At 70.0% G+C, this 17,775-nt stretch carries 19 protein-coding genes; 10 read left to right on the top strand and 9 right to left on the bottom strand.

The window, feature by feature from the left end:
• Positions 1-155: 155 nt before the first annotated feature.
• Together LGM89_RS14650 and LGM89_RS14645 are read left to right on the top strand one after the other, a co-directional pair.
• Positions 156-368, top strand: coding sequence for a hypothetical protein (locus tag LGM89_RS14650; RefSeq protein ID WP_011353523.1), 213 nt, complete (start codon positions 156-158; stop codon positions 366-368).
• A 58-nt stretch (positions 369-426) separates the two neighbouring features.
• Positions 427-1,449, top strand: a complete 1,023-nt coding sequence (locus LGM89_RS14645; protein ID WP_373453143.1) for a serine/threonine protein kinase — start codon at positions 427-429, stop codon at positions 1,447-1,449.
• A gap of 79 nt (positions 1,450-1,528) precedes the next feature.
• Here LGM89_RS14645 and LGM89_RS14640 read toward each other — a convergent pair whose 3' ends face one another.
• Positions 1,529-2,971: a coniferyl aldehyde dehydrogenase gene (locus LGM89_RS14640; protein ID WP_226273291.1), complete on the bottom strand. Its 1,443-nt coding sequence runs from the start codon at positions 2,969-2,971 to the stop codon at positions 1,529-1,531.
• 39 nt (positions 2,972-3,010) lie between these two features.
• Entirely contained in the window at positions 3,011-3,484 is a 474-nt protein-coding gene (locus LGM89_RS14635) for a hypothetical protein (RefSeq protein ID WP_413227466.1), read from the bottom strand.
• 207 nt (positions 3,485-3,691) lie between these two features.
• On the opposite strand from LGM89_RS14635, the gene LGM89_RS14630 reads away from it, so the two are divergent.
• Entirely contained in the window at positions 3,692-5,332 is a 1,641-nt protein-coding gene (locus tag LGM89_RS14630) for a GMC family oxidoreductase (protein WP_226273290.1), read from the top strand.
• Between the two features lie 27 nt (positions 5,333-5,359).
• Here the strand turns inward: LGM89_RS14630 and LGM89_RS14625 are convergent, their stop codons facing one another.
• The 6 genes from LGM89_RS14625 to fliF are packed head-to-tail and all read right to left on the bottom strand — an operon-like array spanning position 5,360 to position 12,191.
• Positions 5,360-6,718 carry a flagellar hook-length control protein FliK gene (locus LGM89_RS14625; RefSeq protein WP_226273289.1) on the bottom strand — a complete coding sequence of 453 codons (1,359 nt, stop codon included), beginning with the start codon at positions 6,716-6,718 and terminating at the stop codon, positions 5,360-5,362.
• A 31-nt stretch (positions 6,719-6,749) separates the two neighbouring features.
• Positions 6,750-7,208 (bottom strand): flagellar export protein FliJ, encoded by a 459-nt coding sequence (gene fliJ, locus LGM89_RS14620; RefSeq protein ID WP_206140469.1) that lies wholly within the window; start codon positions 7,206-7,208, stop codon positions 6,750-6,752.
• Between the two features lie 5 nt (positions 7,209-7,213).
• Positions 7,214-8,734 (bottom strand): flagellar protein export ATPase FliI, encoded by a 1,521-nt coding sequence (gene fliI / locus LGM89_RS14615; protein WP_264172531.1) that lies wholly within the window; start codon positions 8,732-8,734, stop codon positions 7,214-7,216.
• A 32-nt stretch (positions 8,735-8,766) separates the two neighbouring features.
• The gene (gene fliH, locus LGM89_RS14610; protein ID WP_089441241.1) at positions 8,767-9,450 is read right to left on the bottom strand and encodes a flagellar assembly protein FliH; all 684 of its coding nucleotides are present in this window, start codon (positions 9,448-9,450) and stop codon (positions 8,767-8,769) included.
• Complete coding sequence (gene fliG, locus LGM89_RS14605; RefSeq protein WP_069249110.1) at positions 9,443-10,438, bottom strand: flagellar motor switch protein FliG; 996 nt, start codon at positions 10,436-10,438, stop codon at positions 9,443-9,445. Before fliG ends, fliH begins: the two co-directional genes overlap by 8 nt.
• Positions 10,428-12,191, bottom strand: coding sequence for a flagellar basal-body MS-ring/collar protein FliF (gene fliF, locus LGM89_RS14600; RefSeq protein ID WP_089426552.1), 1,764 nt, complete (start codon positions 12,189-12,191; stop codon positions 10,428-10,430). The genes fliG and fliF overlap by 11 nt, the downstream gene beginning before the upstream one ends.
• Positions 12,192-12,437: 246 nt before the next feature.
• Between fliF and fliE the strand changes: the two genes are divergently transcribed.
• The 7 genes from fliE to LGM89_RS14570 all read left to right on the top strand — a co-directional run bounded on the left by fliE (position 12,438) and on the right by LGM89_RS14570 (position 16,561).
• Positions 12,438-12,782 carry a flagellar hook-basal body complex protein FliE gene (fliE, locus tag LGM89_RS14595; protein WP_046544213.1) on the top strand — a complete coding sequence of 115 codons (345 nt, stop codon included), beginning with the start codon at positions 12,438-12,440 and terminating at the stop codon, positions 12,780-12,782.
• Positions 12,783-12,976: 194 nt separating this feature from the next.
• Entirely contained in the window at positions 12,977-13,411 is a 435-nt protein-coding gene (gene fliS / locus LGM89_RS14590; RefSeq protein ID WP_089495819.1) for a flagellar export chaperone FliS, read from the top strand.
• Positions 13,408-13,740 carry a flagellar protein FliT gene (locus LGM89_RS14585; RefSeq protein ID WP_089426550.1) on the top strand — a complete coding sequence of 111 codons (333 nt, stop codon included), beginning with the start codon at positions 13,408-13,410 and terminating at the stop codon, positions 13,738-13,740. The genes fliS and LGM89_RS14585 overlap by 4 nt, the downstream gene beginning before the upstream one ends.
• Positions 13,741-13,869: 129 nt before the next feature.
• The gene (locus LGM89_RS14580) at positions 13,870-15,243 is read left to right on the top strand and encodes a flagellar hook-length control protein FliK (RefSeq protein ID WP_226273287.1); all 1,374 of its coding nucleotides are present in this window, start codon (positions 13,870-13,872) and stop codon (positions 15,241-15,243) included.
• Positions 15,240-15,557, top strand: coding sequence for an EscU/YscU/HrcU family type III secretion system export apparatus switch protein (locus tag LGM89_RS14575; protein WP_089495817.1), 318 nt, complete (start codon positions 15,240-15,242; stop codon positions 15,555-15,557). Before LGM89_RS14580 ends, LGM89_RS14575 begins: the two co-directional genes overlap by 4 nt.
• 38 nt (positions 15,558-15,595) lie before the next feature.
• Entirely contained in the window at positions 15,596-15,730 is a 135-nt protein-coding gene (locus LGM89_RS37175) for a hypothetical protein (protein ID WP_256990017.1), read from the top strand.
• Positions 15,731-15,826: 96 nt separating this feature from the next.
• Complete coding sequence (locus tag LGM89_RS14570; protein ID WP_089495816.1) at positions 15,827-16,561, top strand: PepSY-associated TM helix domain-containing protein; 735 nt, start codon at positions 15,827-15,829, stop codon at positions 16,559-16,561.
• Between the two features lie 146 nt (positions 16,562-16,707).
• On the opposite strand, the gene LGM89_RS14565 is transcribed toward LGM89_RS14570, so the two are convergent.
• Positions 16,708-17,733, bottom strand: coding sequence for an XdhC family protein (locus LGM89_RS14565; protein ID WP_089495815.1), 1,026 nt, complete (start codon positions 17,731-17,733; stop codon positions 16,708-16,710).
• Positions 17,734-17,775 lie beyond the last annotated feature (42 nt).

Genomic DNA, 17,775 nt, shown 5'->3' with positions numbered 1-17,775 from the left:
GAATTCGCGGCACTTCGCCTGCTTCTTCTTCTTTTCGTGCTTCGATAAACCGTGAACAATGGGATTACGCGCAACGCTCCGACGAGAGCGCGCGGATCGTGCATTTGCCGGCCCCCAGCGGGCCGGGTTTCAAGATTCAAGAGTGGGGAACCATCATGCATGTCGGGTCGATTGTCTGCACTACCCATATCGCGGTGCCGAAGGGCGCGCGCGGCATCGTCCAACGCGTCCTGGGCGACATGGCCATGGTGACCTGGTACGCGGGCGTACCGGGCGAGTCCAAGGAACTCAACACCGAGCCGTTCTTTCTCGAGGACCTGATCGACACCGGCGAATCGGTACTGCCGGCCGGCGCGGCACTTCACTAAGCGCCACCGTCGCACCGGGCGCTCGTCTTTCAGCCCGGCTGGCGGCACAATGCGGGGCATGAAAGACGTCACTTCCGCTCCCGCTTCTCCCGCCGGCCCGCCGTTTGCCGGACTCACGCCCGAGTGCGTGCTCGACGCGCTCGACAGCGTGCTGATACCGGCCGGCCTGCGCACCGACGGGCGCCTGCTCGCGCTCAACAGCTACGAAAACCGCGTCTATCAGGTGGGTATCGAAGACGGCCCGCCGGTCGTCGCGAAGTTCTACCGTCCGGCGCGCTGGTCGGACGAAGCGATCCTCGAAGAGCATGCGTTCGTCGCCGAACTCGCCGCGCGCGAGATTCCGGCGGTGCCCGCGCGCACCTTCGACGGCCGCACGCTGCACGCGTTCGACGGCTTCCGCTTCTCGATCTTCGAGCGGCGCGGCGGCCGCGCGCCCGATCTCGATCGCAGCGACACGCTCGAATGGCTCGGCCGCTTCATCGGCCGGATCCATGCGGTCGGCGCGACGCAGCCGTATGTCGCGCGCCCCGTGCTCGACATCACGACGTTCGGCTATGAGCCGCGCGACTACCTGCTCGCGCACGATTTCATTCCGGACGACGTGCGGCCCGCATACGAGACGGCCGTGAACCTCGCGCTCGAAGGCGTCGAGGCCGCGTTCGAGCGGGCGGGCGAGATCCGCCTGCTGCGCACGCACGGCGACTGTCATCCGAGCAACGTGCTGTGGACCGATGCCGGCCCGCACTTCGTCGACTTCGACGACAGCCGGATGGCGCCCGCGATCCAGGATCTATGGCTGCTGCTGCCGGGCGATCGCGAAGGCGCGTCGCGTGCGCTGGCGGACCTGCTGGCCGGCTATGAGGACTTCTGCGAATTCGAGCCGCGCGAGCTGCATCTCGTCGAAGCGCTGCGCACGCTGCGGCTGATCCACTACGCCGCATGGCTCGCGCGGCGCTGGGACGATCCCGCGTTTCCGGCCGCGTTTCCGTGGTTCAACACGCATCGTTACTGGGAAGCGCGCGTGCTCGAGTTGCGCGAGCAGATCGGCGCGATGCAGGAAGGGCCGCTCTGGCCCGTGTGACGGCGCGCGCGGCACCCTCGCCGCGCGGCATGCCTGCGCGGGCCGCGGCGCGCTGCGCGCGGCCCGTTTTCCGTTTCGCCTAGAACTTCAGCATCAGCTTGATCAGCGCGGCGAAGCGCTTGCCGTACGGCGGCGCGAGCAGGTTGCGCGCGTTCAGGCGCGCCTGCGTGAGCACCGGCTTCATCTTCGAGAACGTCACGAAGCCGTCGTAGCCGTGATAGGCGCCCATGCCGCTCGCCCCGACACCACCGAACGGCAAACTGCCGCACGCGATGTGCATCAGCGTTTCGTTGATCGACACGCCGCCCGAGATCGTTTCGCGCATCACGCGGTCGATCGTGCCGCCGTCCTCGTCGAACAGGTAGAGCGCGAGCGGACGCGGGCGTGCATTCACGTAGGCGATCGCTTCGTCGAGCCGTTCGTACGGCACGAGCGGCAGCAGCGGCCCGAAGATTTCCTCCTGCATCAGTTGCGACGCGGCCGGCACCTGCGTGACCGCGCACGGCACGAAGCGGCGCGAGGCGGGATCGGATTGCGCGTCGGACAGCGGATGCAGTTGCGCGCCCGCCGCCTGCGCGTCGCTCGCGAGCTGCTGCAGCCGCGCGTAGTGGCGCGGCGACACGATCGTCGTGTAGTCGCCGTTGGCCGACAGGTCGGGATACATCTTCGCGAACCGGGCGCGCGCGCGCTCGATGAACGCGGCTTCCATGCCGCGCGGCAGCAGCACGTAGTCGGGCGCGATGCAGGTCTGGCCCGCGTTCAGCGTCTTGCCCGCGACGATCGCGTCGACCGCTGCATCGAAGCGCGCGTTCGGGCCGACGATCGCCGGCGACTTGCCGCCGAGTTCGAGCGTGACGGGCGTGAGGTTGTCGGCGGCCGCGCGCATCACGTGGCGGCCGACGTGCGTCGAGCCGGTGAACAGCAGGTGATCGAACGGCAGCCCGCTGAACGCGGCGCCCACTTCCGCATCGCCGTTCACGACCGCGACGTGGTCGCGCGTGAAGGTCTTGGCAATGAGCTGCTCGAACAGCGCCGACGTGCGCGGCGTCAGTTCGGACATTTTGATGATCGCGCGGTTGCCGGCCGCGAGCGCGCAGATCAGCGGGCCGGCCGCGAGCAGCACCGGGTAGTTCCACGGCACGACGATGCCGACCACGCCGAGCGGCTGCGGAATCACCTTCGCGCGCGCCGGGCGCAGCCACTTGTTCATCGGCTTGCGGATCGGCTTCATCCAGCGCTTGCCGTGCTTGAGCGCGTCGTCGATCTCTTCCTTCGCCATCCAGATTTCCGACAGCAGCACTTCCTGTTTCGCGCGATGACCGAAATCGGCGCTGATCGCTTCGGCGAGGGCATCCGCATGGTCGATCAGCATCGTGCGCAGCGCGCGCAGGTGCTGCACGCGCGTTTCCCATGCCGGATACGGCGCGCGCAGGTAGGCTGCGCGCTGGTCGCGCAGCAGCGCCGTCAGCGCATCCACCGACGGCTGGGCTTGCGGGGCCAGTTCGGGCAGGTCGTTCTTCATGTCGTCTCCTCCAGTTGGGCCAGGCGGGTCGGCCGGCCGTCACGCCGCACGCGCACGCTCGGCGAGCGCGGCGACGCGGATCGGGGTGGTGCGGGTCGCGCGGCACGGGGCCGGATGCGACGTGTGCTCGAAAACCGGTTGAAGCGTGCAGCGGGCGTCGCATCCGCGCGACGGTGTGTGCATCCGGAAACCGTGTCGATGCGCATGTGCAGGTAGTGCGACGCGACTGTTGCCGGGCACGCGATGCTGAGGCGCGACTACCTGCCGGCGCACCGAAGCGGGGCAGCGCGACAGGTCCGTCAAATCATGCCGCGGCGCATCGTGCCGCTGCGGCCAGCACTCATCCAAACGGTCGGCGACGACACGTGCCGTTCGATTTCGATCGACCACGCGCATGACGTTAAGCATCCCCGCGCGGGCAGCCGTTTGAAATGAAATGCGGGCTGCGCGCATCGCATCCAGATCACCCGGTCGGCACGCGGCCTGCAGAACCTGGCGCTGCATCGTCGTCACTCCCGTTTCGCGACGGATCGGCTTCTCGTGGCCGGCGCGTCGCGCCAAGCGAATCGATACATCTTAAATTTAGTTCACGCGAGCGTTTAGAGGAATCGCTCTTGAATCGGCGCGCCGCGCGCGCGACGGCCATTCCTACAATGCCCGAACATTACAAGAGGGGACGCGGTCGCCTGGCGGCCTTCCATGACACGACGGAGACGTGACATGCAATACGACTACATCATCGTCGGCGGCGGTTCGGGCGGGTCGAGCCTGGCAGGCCGTCTCGCCGATGCCTGCCCCGATGCGACGATCGCGCTGATCGAGGCCGGCTCGCATACGGAGCGCAACCTGCTCGTCAACATGCCCGTCGGCATCGCGGCGCTGGTGCCGTTCAAGCTCGGCACGAACTACGGCTACGAGACGGTGCCGCAGCCGGGCCTCGGCGGGCGGCGCGGCTACCAGCCGCGCGGGCGCGGGATGGGCGGCTCGAGCGCGATCAACGCGATGATCTACACGCGCGGCCATCCGGGCGACTACGACGAATGGGCGCAGCTCGGCGCGACCGGCTGGGGCTGGCAGGACGTGCTGCCGTATTTCCGCCGCGCGGAAGGCAACGAACGCGGCGCCGATGCGTGGCACGGCGCGGACGGCCCGCTCACGGTGTCGGATCTGCGCTTTCGCAATCCGTTCTCCGAACGATTCATCCAGGCCGCGCATGCGGCCGGCTATCCGCTGAACGACGACTTCAACGGCGCGACGCAGGAAGGCGTCGGCTTCTACCAGGTCACGCACCGCGACGGCTCGCGCTGCAGCGTCGCCCGCGCGTATATCTACGGCCACGACCGGCCGAACCTGCATGTGATCACCGATGCGACGGTGCTGCGCGTCACGTTCGATGGCAAGCGCGCGGCCGGCGTCGCGGTCGCGCGCAACGGGCGCGTCGAGACGCTCGACGCGCGCGCGGAAGTGATCGTGTCGGCCGGTGCGTTCAATTCGCCGCAACTGCTGATGTGCTCGGGGATCGGCCCGGCGGAGCAGTTGCGCCGGCACGGGATCGCGGTCGTGCAGGATGCGCCGGACGTCGGCACGAACCTGATCGACCATATCGATTTCATCATCAATACGCGCGTGAATTCATCGGAGCTGGTCGGCGTGTGCCTGCGCGGGATCGCGAAGATGACGCCCGCGCTCGCGCGCTATTTCTCGAGCCGCACCGGGATGATGACGAGCAACGTCGCGGAGGCCGGCGGCTTCATCAAGAGCGATCCGTCGCTCGAGCGTCCCGACCTGCAGCTGCATTTCTGCACGGCGCTCGTGGATGACCACAACCGCAAGATGCACTGGGGCTTCGGCTATTCGCTGCACGTGTGCGCGCTGCGGCCGTTCAGCCGCGGCACGGTGGCGCTCGCGAGCGGCGATGCGCGCGACGCACCGCTGATCGATCCGCGCTTCTTCAGCGATTCGCGCGATCTCGACCTGCTCGTGCGCGGCACGCAGGCGATGCGCAAGATCCTGGCGCAGGCGCCGCTCGCGTCGCAGGGCGGGCGCGAGCTGTACACGCGGGCCGACCAGAGCGAAGCGGAACTGCGCAAGACGATCGTCGAGCATGCCGACACGATCTACCACCCGGTCGGCACCTGCCGGATGGGTTCGGACGCGCGTGCAGTCGTCGATCCGCAACTGCGAGTGCGCGGCGTCGAAGGGTTGCGTGTGGTGGATGCGTCGGTGATGCCGACGCTGGTCGGCGGGAATACGAATGCGCCGTCGGTGATGATCGGCGAACGCGCGGCGGATTTCATCGTCGCCACGCGCAAGGGCGCGGTGCCGCGCGGCGAGGCAGCCGCGGCGGTGCACGGCCGCTGAGCGGCGCGCGCACGGCGGCGGCCATGCTCAGGCAAACGTATCGACGAGGCCGGCGCGGCTCACGCTCGCGGCGGCCGGTGCGGATTGCGCAGCGCCGACCGGTGCATCGCCGGCTGACGATCCGCCGCTCCCGCGCCGCGACGACTGGCCGCCGGCGAAGGTCTGCTGCTGGTTTTGCTGCTGCGAGGCGAAGCCGCCGTCGCTGACGGTCGCGCTGCCGAGCCCGAGCCCGCCCGCTTCCATGGCCTCGCGCAGCTTCGGCAGCGCGGCTTCGACCGCTTCGCGCACCTGCGCGTGCTGCGACACGAACAGCGCGTGCGCGTTGTTGTCCGCGACGCGCAGCACGACCTGCAGCGGCCCGAGATCGGCCGGATTGAGCGTCAGTTCGGCGCTCTGCTGGTGTGCATTCGACAGGAACACGACCTTCTGGCTCAGCGCGTCCGTCCAGTCCGGCGTGCTGATGTGCGGCGCGAGCACGTGCGCGTTCGCGGCGGCGATCGCCCCCGCGGCCGGCGACAGCTGCAGGTTCGCCTGGGCCGCGGCCGCCGCGGTGGCGCCGGCCGCGAGTGTCGCGCTGGCGGCCGGGTCCGCCGCGTCGCTGGCTGCCGCGAGCGCGTGCTGCTCGCCCGACTGCGCGTTCGCGTTGGCCTGCAGCGCCTGCGCGGTGGCTTGCACCGGCGCTTGCTGGGTGGCGAGCGCGCCCTTCGCGTCGGCGAGCGTGCGGTCGAAGGTCGGCACCTTCGGTGTCAGCGGCGCGGCGGTGCCGGTCGATGCGGTCGCCGCGGTCGCGGCGGGTGCGGACGCCGTCGTACCGGCTGCGGGCATCGCGATCGCGCCCGCGCCGCCCGTCAGCTTGGCGAGGGCCTCCTGCAGCACGTCGCGGCTCGTCGCCGGTGCGGCCTGGGTGGCCGCGGTAACGTCCTTGGCCGCGTGATCCATCAGCGTGGCCGTGGCATCGGGTTGGCCGGACACGGCCGTCTTTTGCGCAGCGGCCGCGGCGGCAGCCGCGTCGGCCGGCATCGCGTTGTCCGTGCGCGCCTGCAGTTGCGCCTGCACGGCCGCAGCCGCCGCGAGCGCGGCGGCGTCGGGGTTCGTGGCGGCGTTCGTGGTCGTATCGTCGGTCGTGTCGTCGTCTTCGGCGGCGGACGGCTTCGTGCCGGCGGCCGGTTTCGACGAAGCCTGTTGCGTCGACGCGTCCGGCACGCCGGCATTCGACGCATCGCGACGCGTGGCGACGCTTTGCTTCAGCGTCTGCGCGAACGGCACGGCGGTCGTCGCGGTCGCGGCATCGGTGCCGGCGGCGCTGGACGCACCCGCGCCGCGGGCGGCCTTGAGTGCGGTGCCGGCGGTGTCGAGCAACGCGCCGAGCAGGGGCAGGGGAGGCATGTCGGTTCTCTCGTTCGAATGCGGTGGTCGGTTACGACGAACGGGCCGCGTCGGCCCGCATGCGCAGGATCTTCGCGGCGTGTTCGTCGGCGTCGCGCTGTTCGCGCCGGGCATCGCGCTTCGCTTCCTGCGCGACGCCGCGCGCCTGCAGGATTTCGAACGAGCCGACGGTGCGTTTCTTGTTTTGCCAGTTCGGGCGGGCTTCGTCGATACGGACGTCGGCCGCGGCCAGCACGCTGCGCTGCTGCGCGATCGCGGCGTCGAGCGTATCGATGAACGCCTGGAAATTGCGCCAGTTGCCGGCCGGCATCCCGTGCTGCGCGGATTGCGAGAAGCGCGCATGGTATTCGTCGCGGTAGCGCAGCAGCGCGTCGAGCTGCTCGGCGGCCGCGGTGCGGTCGCGCTGCGCGGTGCCGAGCTGCTTCGTCGCGGAGTCGAGATCTTCCTGCGCGCGGTCGAGCAGCAACTGAAGGGGAAAGCCGTGTGCCATCTGGATCAGCCTCCGTAAGCGTCGAACAGTGCATCGAGCCCGGCGAGGCTCGACGCGAACGGCGCGCATTCGCGAAAGCCCTGCTGCAGGAACGCCTCGATGCGCGGATAGAGCGCGATCGCGCGGTCGAGCTGCGCGTCGCGGCCGGGCGCGTACGCGCCGACGGCGATCAGGTCGCGATTGCGCTGGTAGCGCGACAGCATCTGCTTGAACTGCCGGACGTGGTCGAGGTGCGTTTCGTCGATCAGCGCGGTCATCGCGCGGCTGATCGACGCCTCGATGTCGATCGCCGGATAGTGGCCGGCCTCGGCGAGCGCGCGCGATAGCACGACGTGGCCGTCGAGGATCGCGCGCGCCGAATCGGCGATCGGGTCCTGCTGGTCGTCGCCTTCGGTCAGCACCGTGTAGAACGCGGTGATCGAGCCGCCGCCCTCCGGCCCGTTGCCGGTGCGCTCGACGAGCGCGGGCAGCTTCGCGAACACCGACGGCGGATAGCCCTTCGTTGCGGGCGGCTCGCCGATCGCCAGCGCGATCTCGCGCTGCGCCATCGCATAGCGCGTGAGCGAATCCATCAGCAGCAGCACGTGCTTGCCCTGGTCGCGGAAATACTCGGCGAGCGACGTCGCGTAGGCCGCGCCCTGCATCCGCAGCAGCGGCGACACGTCGGCCGGCGCCGCGACGACGACCGAGCGCGCGAGCCCGTCCTCGCCGAGGATCTGTTCGATGAATTCCTTCACTTCGCGGCCGCGTTCGCCGATCAGCCCGATCACGATCACTTCCGCGCTCGTGTAGCGCGCCATCGTGCCGAGCAGCACCGACTTGCCGACACCGGAGCCCGCGAACAGGCCCATCCGCTGCCCGCGGCCGACGGTGAGCAGCGCGTTGATCGCGCGCACGCCGACGTCGAGCACGTGGTGGATCGGTTCGCGCTCGAGCGGGTTGATCGACGGCGCCGACAGCGGCGCGTCGACCTTCGACGCGAGCGGGCCGAGGCCGTCGAGCGGGCGGCCCGACGCGTCGACGACGCGCCCGAGCATTTCCCAGCCGACCGGCAGCCGCTTCGCGCCCGCGAGCGGATCGGCGACGGGCGCGCTTTCGCGCGGCCACACGCGTGCGCCGGGCAGCACGCCCGCGACGTCGGTGGTCGGCATCAGGAACAGGCGATCGCCGGCGAAGCCGACGACTTCCGCTTCCGCGTGCGGCAGCGTGCTGCCGGGCGGCAGTTCGATCGTGCATTCGGCGCCGACCGACAGGCGCAGCCCGATCGCTTCCAGCACGAGGCCGGCCGCGCGCGTCAGGCGCCCGCAGGGCCGCAGCGGCAGCGCGCGCTGGCTGCGCGCGGCGAGCCCGTTCAAATGGGTGCGCCAGTGCGCGAGATGCGGGTTGTGCGGGGCGCGCGGCGTGGCGTCGGACGTATCGGCCGCTGCAGCGGCGGCGTGCGGGGTGGTGGGTGCGGTGTCCAGCGCGGCGTTGTGCGCGTCCGGGCCGAACGACGCGAGCGCGAGTTCGCGCTCCAGCGGCGTCATGCCGTCGTGCGCGAGCGCCTCGGGCGGCCGCGTCACCACGTGCTCACCTTGCCGATCGCGGCGGCGACGCGCTGCCAGCGCGTGGGCAGCGTCGCGTCGACCTCGCCGGTCGCGGCGTGCGCACGGCAGCCGCCGCGCTCGATCGACGCGTCGGTGCGCACGTTCCAGCCGAGCGCATCGAGATCGTCCTGCAGATAGGCTTCGACGACGGGCAGGTCGGCCGGATTCACCGCGAGATGCGGCGCGCCGGACAGCGCGGGTTCGGCCGCGAGCACGTCGCGCACGGCGGCCACCAGCGCGGCCGGATCGTGCTTCACGTGCTGGCGCACGACCTGCTGCGCGATGTCGAGCGCGAGCTGCGCGATGTCGGCGGCCAGATCGTGCTCGACGGTCGACACGGCCTCGCGGAACGACGCGGCGAGCGCCGCGAGCTGCGCGGCCTGTTCACGCGCGTCGGCCTGGCCGGCTTCGAAACCCTGTTCGCGGCCCTGCTCGAAACCGGCCTGGTAGCCGAGCGCCTGGCCTTCGACGTGGCCGGCCGCATGGCCTTCGGCGTGCGCGGCGTCGCGCACGCGCTGCAGTTCCTCGGCGAGCGCGGCGGCGGCCGCTGCCGCGTCGTCGGGCGGCGGCGGGGGCGGCGGCGGGTCGAACGACGCCATCTCCCACCGCTGGTAGGCGGTGAGGGTGCCCGCGCGATCGCTCGCCGAATCAGACATACGCGTCTTCCGCCTTGCCGCCGATCGCGATCGCGCCGCTCTCGGCCAGGTTGCGCACGATCTGCAGGATGCGGCGCTGCTGCGTTTCGACGTCGGACACGCGCACCGGGCCGCGCGCGTCGAGATCCTCGGCGAGCAGTTCGGCCGCGCGCTGCGACATGTTCGCGAGGAACTTCTGGCGCAATGCCGGCGGCGCGCCCTTCAGTGCGATGATCAGCGTTTCCGACTCGACTTCCTTGAGCACCATCTGGATCGCGCGATCCTCGAGGTCGAGCAGGTTCTCGAACACGAACATCTGGTCGATGATCTTCTGCGCGAGTTCGGCGTCGTACTGGCGCACGCTTTCGAGCACGCCTTCCTCATGCACGCTCGTCATGAAGTTCAGGATCTCGGCCGCGGTGCGGATGCCGCCCATCGGGCTGCGCTTCAGGTTGTCGCTGCCGGACAGCAGGCCCGTCAGCACGTCGTCGAGTTCGCGCAGCGCGGCCGGCTGGATGCCGTCGAGCGTCGCGATCCGCAGGATCACGTCGTTACGCAGCCGCTCGGTGAAGCACGACGCGATTTCCGACGCCTGGTCGCGGTCGAGGTGCACGAGGATCGTCGCGATGATCTGCGGATGCTCGTTCTTGATCAGTTCGGCCACCGCGGCCGAATCCATCCACTTCAGGCCCTCGATGCCGCTCGTGTCGCTGCCCTGCAGGATGCGGTCGATCAGCACGCCGGCCTTGTCCTCGCCGAGCGCCTTGGTCAGCACCGAGCGGATGTAGTCGCTCGAATCGAGCGACAGCGCGGTGTGCTGCTCCGCTTCCTTCGCGAATTCGTGCAGCACGTCCTCGACCTGCTCGCGCGTGACGTTCTTCAGCGCGGCCATCGCGGCGCCGATCTTCTGGACCTCGCGCGGCGCGAGGAACTTGAATACCTGCGCGGCCTCTTCCTCGCCGATCGACATCAGCAGGAGCGCGCTCTTGGTCAAGCCTTCAGCGTTCATCGGACACCCAGTTCTTCACGACGGTGGCGACGATCTTCGGATCCTGGCGGGCGATCGTGCGCGCGTAGTCGAGGTTGCGTTCGTAACGGTTCTTCTCGCTCTCGAACCCGAGCAGCAGCGAGTCGGGTTCCTCGGCCTTCTCCGGCGCCGGCAGGCCGTCGAGCGCGACCGGATCTTCCGGCGCGGCGAGCGCCGGCGCGGCCGGCTCGGGCGGCGGGAACGCGCGGCGCATCGCCGGGCGCACGAACATGAAGTAGAGCGCTGCAGCGGCCGCCGCGATGCCGAGCCACTTCGCCGCTTCCTTCGCCATCGCGATCATGTCCGGCTGGCGCCACCACGGCAGGTCGGCGTACGGGTCGCTCGCGGTCGAGAACGCGCTGTTCACGACGTTCACCGAGTCGCCGCGCTTCGCGTCGTAGCCCATCGCATCCTTCACGAGCTGTTCGACCTGCGCGAGCTTCGCGGGCGGCAGCGGCTGCATCGTCACGTGGCCCTTCGCATCGGCGACCGGCTGGTAGTTGACGACGACCGCGACCGACAGCCGCTTCACGCTGCCCATCGGCTGTTCGAGGTGGCGGATCGTCTTGTCGACTTCGTAGTTGGTCGTCTGGTCCTTGCGGTCGCTCACCGGCGTCGTCTGCGGCGCGTTCGCGCCGTTGCCGGCGACGATCGGCGCGGAAGCCGGCTGCGGCGGCGTGTTCGACAGCGCGCCCGGCACGCCCGACGCGCCGCCCTGCGCGAGTTCGGTCGAGCTGCTGGTCTGCTGGCTGCGGATCGCGGATTGCTGCGGATTGCCGTTCGGGCCGTAGCTTTCCGACGTCTGCTCGAGCTTCGAGAAATCGAGGTCCGCGCTGACCTGCGAGCGCGCGTTGCCCGCGCCGAAGATCGGCGCGAGGATCGCGTCGATGCGCTTCTGCGTGTTGTGCTCGACCTGCTGCACGTACTTGAGCTGGCTCGCGTCGAGGCCCGATGCCGAGGCGGTCTGGGTCAGCAGGTTGCCGTCCTGGTCGACGATCGTCACGTTCTTCGCGGGCATGTCGGGCACGCCGGACGACACCATCCGCGTGATCGCCTGGACCTGGCCCTCGTCGAGCACGCGGCCCGGGTAGAGGTCGATGAACACCGACGCGCTCGGCGCTTCCTTGTCGCGCACGAACACCGACGGCTTCGGGATCGCGAGATGGACGCGCGCGCCGCGCACCGCGTTGATCGATTCGATGGTGCGCTGCAGCTCGCCTTCGAGCGCGCGCTGGTAGTTGATCTGCTCGGCGAACTGGCTGATGCCGAATTTCTGGTTGTCCATCAGCTCGAAGCCGACCGAGCCGCCCTTCGGCAGCCCCATCGCGGCGAGCTTCAGGCGCGTTTCATGCACCTGGTTCGACGGCACGAGGATCGCGCCGCCGGCATCGGCGAACTTGTAGGGAACGTTTGCCTGCTGGAGCGCGGCAATGATCGCACCGCCGTCGCGATCCGACAGGTTGCTGTACAGCACGCGGTAGTCGGGCGCGCGGCTCCACAGCACGAGCGCGGTGATGACGGCGACCGCGAATGCGACGGCGATCAGGAACGGCAGCTTCGGGTTGCCCTTCATCCGCGAGATGCCGGGGATGCGTTCCGCGAAGCCGCCAAGCCCGAAGTCCGCGCCTGCGCCACCCACGCCTGGCAACGCGGCGGCCGCGGCGGCGCCGGGCGCCGGGCTGGCGAGGCCCGCGCGGGCGTCTGGGTTGATCAGCGAGTTGGCCTGCGAATCCATGCGTCGAGTTTCTCCGGAGCGGGACGACTGAGCTCGCTCGGACGAGCGGGCGGACAATGACACGATGCGATTATCGTGACCCGGGCCGCACTCCGATCGACCGAAAAGAGCGGGGTTTCCCCCGTACTTTCGCGGCTTTGACGCGCGGCGCGCTGCTATCCTTTTTCGGAATCCGGCATGGCGCGCGTGGTGCGGCGCCGGCGGATCTCCCGGTGCGTCCGGGTCTCTCTCAGTTTTGGGGACAGCATGACTGCGAACGTCAGCGGAATCGGTTCGGTGTTGCAACAGATGCAGTCGATGGCCGCGCAGGCGTCGGGCGGCGTCGCGAGCCCGACGGCGGCACTGGCCGGCTCGGGCGCGGCGACAGCCAGCACGTTCGCCAGCGCGATGAAGGCGTCGCTCGACAAGATCAGCGGCGACCAGCAGCACGCGCTCGGCGAGGCGCAGGCGTTCGAGGTCGGCGCGCCGAATGTGTCGCTGAACGACGTGATGGTCGACATGCAGAAAGCCAACATCGGCTTCCAGTTCGGGCTCCAGGTCCGCAACAAGCTGGTGAGCGCTTACAACGACATCATGCAGATGGCGGTTTGACACGGCGGCTATTCAGGGAAAGCGATCCGTGGACGGCCATCCGGCCTGAGCTGCGGGCCGGCCTTGCTGCGCCAGGCGGCACGCGCCGCTTGCCTAAAGCTTTCCAAATCCCTTCCGATAACTCCGGTGAAGGCCGCGTCGTGCGATGCACGGCGGCGGTTCCCGTATAGCCAAGGCACAACAAGGAGAAGCGCATGTTTTCCCCAGGACACGCTGGAGCCAGTGCATACGCGCGTGTCGGCGTCGAGACCGGGGTGATGGGCGCTTCCCCGCACCGGTTGATCGCGATGCTGTACCAGGGTGCGCGGCAGGCGGTTGCGCTGGCGCGCATGCATTTGCAGCAAGGCAATGTGTCCGCGCGCGGCGAAGCGATCGGCAAGGCGATCCGGATCGTCGACAGCGGGCTGAAGGCGTCGCTGAACCTCGATGCGGGCGGCGAGATCGCGGCGCGGCTGGACGCGCTGTATGCGTATATCACCCGGCGTCTGCTCGAAGCCAATGCGCAGGCGAGCGACACGATGCTGGTCGAAGTCGACGGGCTGCTCGCGACGCTCGAGGAAGCATGGACGGGGATCGCCCCGGAAGTCGCGCGGATGGCCGCACAACAGGCAGTGGAAGCATCACGATGAATCGCAAGGCCGAATACTTCGAACGTTACGAGGCGCTCGCCGCCGTGTCGGGCCGAATGCTGGGCGCTGCCCGCAGCGCCGACTGGAGCGCGTTGCCGGAGTTGCAGGCCGAATTCATGCAGCTGGTCGACGGATTGAAGGAGGCCGATCCGGGCGTCGTGCTCGACGAATCGGATCTCGGCCGCAAGCTCGACCTGATCCGCCGCATCCTGGCCGACGACGCCGCGATTCGCGATCTCGCGAGCCCGGACCTCGCGCGGCTGTCCGCGCTGTTCGAGGCGCGGCGCTCGACCAAGGTATTGACCGATCTCTACCGCGCGCGCGGGTAGGGCCCGTTTCCGGGGAAACGGGCGCGGGGCGCACGCGTCCGCTGGCGCACGCGCGCAGTTCCCGCGGACGGCACCGGCGTGCCGTTACCGGATTCGCAACGATGTGGCTGAGATAAGCAGGCTCCGATCATGACCGGTATCGACTCCGTTGCGGCGGCCCTGCTGGCGAGCCGCCTCGACAGCCTGCTGACCGGCACCGTGTCGGCACCCGCCAGCGGCGGCGCGACCTCGCAGGTCGGCACGCCGGGCAACGGCGCGTCGTCCACGCCTTCGGCCGGCAGTCCGCCTGCCGCGCCGCCGGCTTCCACCCAGACCGCCCTGTCCGATGTCGGGCGCGTGCTCGACGCGATCTCGCGCGCGGGCGGCGACGCGACCCCGGCCGTTGTCGGGCGCGCGCCGCTGCTGGCTGACCCCACCGTGCTGCTGACCGATACGGCTGCGCCGGCCCGCGCGCCAGCCGCCGCCGATCCGGCTGCGGCCTCCACGCCGGCTTCAGCCGCTGCGTCGTCGGCTGCGGCGGTGCGCGACGCGGCTGCGACGTTGCCGGTCGCGGCGCTGCGCGCGGCGCTCGCGCAGGCCGTGAGCGAAAGCGGCCTTTTCTACGAATCTCATCTCGCGCAGTGGCTGGCCGGCCAGCGTCCGCTCGCGGCGCTGATGCGCGAGCCGCAGGCGCGCCTCGCGGCCGCGCTCGCGCCGGCCGATCCGGATGCCGCCCAGCATGGCTCGACCGATCCGCTCGACGAGCTGCTCGCGCAGCGCCCGCCATTGCCTGCGTCCGCGCGCGCCGCCGCGCAGCCGGGCGCGCCGGCCCAGGGCGGTGCGCCGGCGCGGGATCCCGCACAGGCGTTGCCGGCAGGCGCGCGGCAAGGGGCGCCGCTGCCGCACGATACGGCCGATCTGCTCGGCGACCGGCCCGATGCGCGCTGGACGCCCGCGCGGGCCGAGCTGGCCACCGCGTCGTCCGATTCGCAGGCGCAGACGCTCGCGACCGTGCATCCGGCCGCCGTGCCGCTCGTCAGGCAGCAGCTCGACGCGCTCGCGACCGACCAGTTCCGCTGGGCGGGCGAGGCGTGGCCCGGCGCGCGGCTCGACTGGACGATCGAGCCCGACGATCCGGGCAACCGTGCGCCGCACGGCGACGGCGACACGGGAGACGGCATCGCGTGGCGCACGCGCCTCACGCTGACGTTGCCGTCGCTCGGCACGGTCGACGCGGAGCTGGTGCTGAACGGCACGCAGCTCGTCGCGCGGCTGCGGGCGAACCAGACGGGTGCCGACCGGCTCACGCGGCACGAGGCGGCGCTGCGGCAGCGGCTCGAAGTGTCGGGGCTCAAGGTGGGCGGGCTGTCGATCCGCGCGGTCGACGACGGCGCGGACGGCTTCGACCTGTTTGCGGCCCAGGCGGCGGCCGCCGCGTATGCACGCGGTTCGGCGTCGACGTCGATCCTGGCCAGCGGCCCGGCGACGCGTGCGCCGGATACCGACGACGAGGTGCTGTCATGAGCATGACGTCCCGCAAGCGCGCGGCCGCGCTCGTCTACGATCCGCAGGGCGGCGATGCCGCGCCGCGCGTGGTCGCAAAGGGCTACGGCGCGCTCGCCGAGATGATCGTTGCGCGCGCGCATGATGCCGGGCTATACGTGCATACGGCGCCGGAGATGGTGTCGCTGCTGATGCAGGTCGATCTCGACGACCGGATTCCGCCGCAGCTCTACCAGGCGGTCGCGGATCTGCTCGCGTGGCTGTACTCGCTCGACCGTACCGAACCCGCGCCGGACGCCGCCGCATCGCGCTTTCCGCTGCCGCCGTTGCGCTGAACGGCGCTGCGCCGCGCGATTTCTTACGAAATGCCGCCTTGACCTTGCAAGGTCATTCTGTCGGTATTTTTCGCCTATCGATCGGCATCGTGCTGCAACGCTCGCGCTTCGCCCGCATTTCCTCGCTCGACGAGCTTGCCGCTCCGTATCCGGGCGGATTGAGCATGCAATAGATTTGTGTAATGATATCCATTCTCATTTTCATACTGCCCGGGCGGCGCGCACGCTTTGCGCGCCGCCCGTTGTTTTGAACGAATGGAATCACTCGCGTGAACGCGCCCGAAACGATCAATCCGTCCAAGACGGGGACTTCCCGCGCCGGCGTCACCGTGCTGCACCCGGCGGCCCGCCCGCTGAGCGACGACGAACTGGCCGCGCGCCGCCAGCGTTCGCGCCGCGCGACCTTCATCAAGTGGTTGCGCAAGGTGCATGGCTGGGTCGGGCTGTGGGGCGCGGTGCTCGGGCTGCTGTTCGGCGTGACGGGCGTGCTGCTCAACCACCGCGCGCCGCCGCTGAAGATTTCGACCGGCGAGCCGCAGGTCGAGGAGATGCAGATCGCGCTGCCGGATCCGGCGCCGAAGACGCCCGCCGCGATGACGAAGTGGCTGCAGCACGAACTGCATTTCGACGGCAAGCCGGGCCGCATGCGCAAGGAGCCGGCGCAGCCCGTCGCGTGGGGCGACAAGCGCGTGATGCAGCCGGAGCACTGGCAGATGGGCCTGTTCGGCCCGCACCAGAACGTGCAGGCCGAATACTGGGTCGGCAACGGCTACGTCGCGGTGAAACGCACCGGCAACACGTTCCTGACGACGCTGAACAACCTGCATCGCGGCGTCGGGATGAATCTCGGCTGGGTGCTGCTGATGGACACGATCGCGGGCTCGCTGATCCTGCTGTCGCTGACCGGCGTGCTGCTGTGGACCGAGCTGAACAAGCGCCGCACGGTCGGCGTCGTGCTGGTGGTCGGTTCGGTCGCCGCGGCGCTGGCCGCCGGCCTGACCTGATCGGCGGCACGCGCCGGCCTGGCGCCGGCGCGTGCGCATTCGTCGATTTCGTTCGCTTCGTTCGCTTCGTCCGCTTCGCCCGCTTCGCCCGCTTCGCCCGTCGCGGACGCCTGCCCGGCGCGACCGCGCGCCGGCGTCGCCAGCGATCAGAGGCCGCAGGCCGCGCCGCTGTTCGCCGCGATCTCGCGCGCGGCCTTCGCGCCCTCGACCTGCAGGATCGTCGGCAGCGACACGTTGTTCTTCGCGGCGGTAATCTCGGCGAGGATCGAGATCGCGATTTCCGGCGGCGTCCGGCTGCCGATGTAGATGCCGGCCGGCCCGTGCAGCCGGGCCAGTTCCGCTTCGTTCAGGTCGAATTCGCGCAGCCGCTCGCGCCGTGCCGCATTGTTGCGCCGCGAGCCGAGCGCGCCCACGTAGAACGCGGGCGTCTTCAGCGCCTCCATCAGCGCGAGATCGTCGAGCTTCGGGTCGTGCGTGAGCGCGATCACCGCCGAACGCGCATCGAGGTTCATGTCGAGCACCGTATCGTCGGGCATCGTGTGCACGACGCGCGTACCCGGCACGTCCCACGCATCCGTGTATTCCTCGCGCGGATCGCACACCGTCACCTGGTAGTCGAGCCCGACCGCGATCTGGCACAGATAGCGCGACAACTGGCCGGCGCCGATCACGAGCATCCGGTAGCGCGGCCCGTGGATCGTCACGAGCCGCTCGCCGTCGAACGCGAGCCCGTCGGCTGCCTGCGCCGGCGACAGCGATGCGCGGCCGGTCGCGAGCGTCATCGTGCGCGTGACGAGGCGGCCGGCCTCGACTTCCGCGCACAGCGCGGCAATCCCGCTGTCGCGCGTGAGCGGCTCGAGCACGAGCTGGATCGTGCCGCCGCACGGCAGCCCGAAACGGTGCGCTTCCTCGGCCGTCACGCCGTACTTGAGCGCTTCCGGGCGCGCGTCGGCCGCGATCCCGCTTGCGTGCACCCGGGTGATCAGGTCGTCCTCGATACACCCGCCGGACACGGAGCCGACCACGAGCCCGTCCTCGCGCACCGCGAGCATCGCGCCTTCGGGGCGGGGCGACGAGCCCCACGTCTTCACGACCGTCACGAGCAGCACGCGGCGCCCTTCTTCGAGCCATCGCGCGCTGGATTTCAATACATCGAGATCGACGCTTTCCATCATCTTCTTCCTGTTGCCGGGCGACACCGCCGATGCGGGCCG

The organism is Burkholderia sp. AU31624 (genome assembly GCF_020420065.1).
Taxonomy (GTDB): domain Bacteria; phylum Pseudomonadota; class Gammaproteobacteria; order Burkholderiales; family Burkholderiaceae; genus Burkholderia.
Note: the sequence above shows the minus strand (reverse complement) of the source record. Positions and strands in the feature narration are given on the sequence as shown.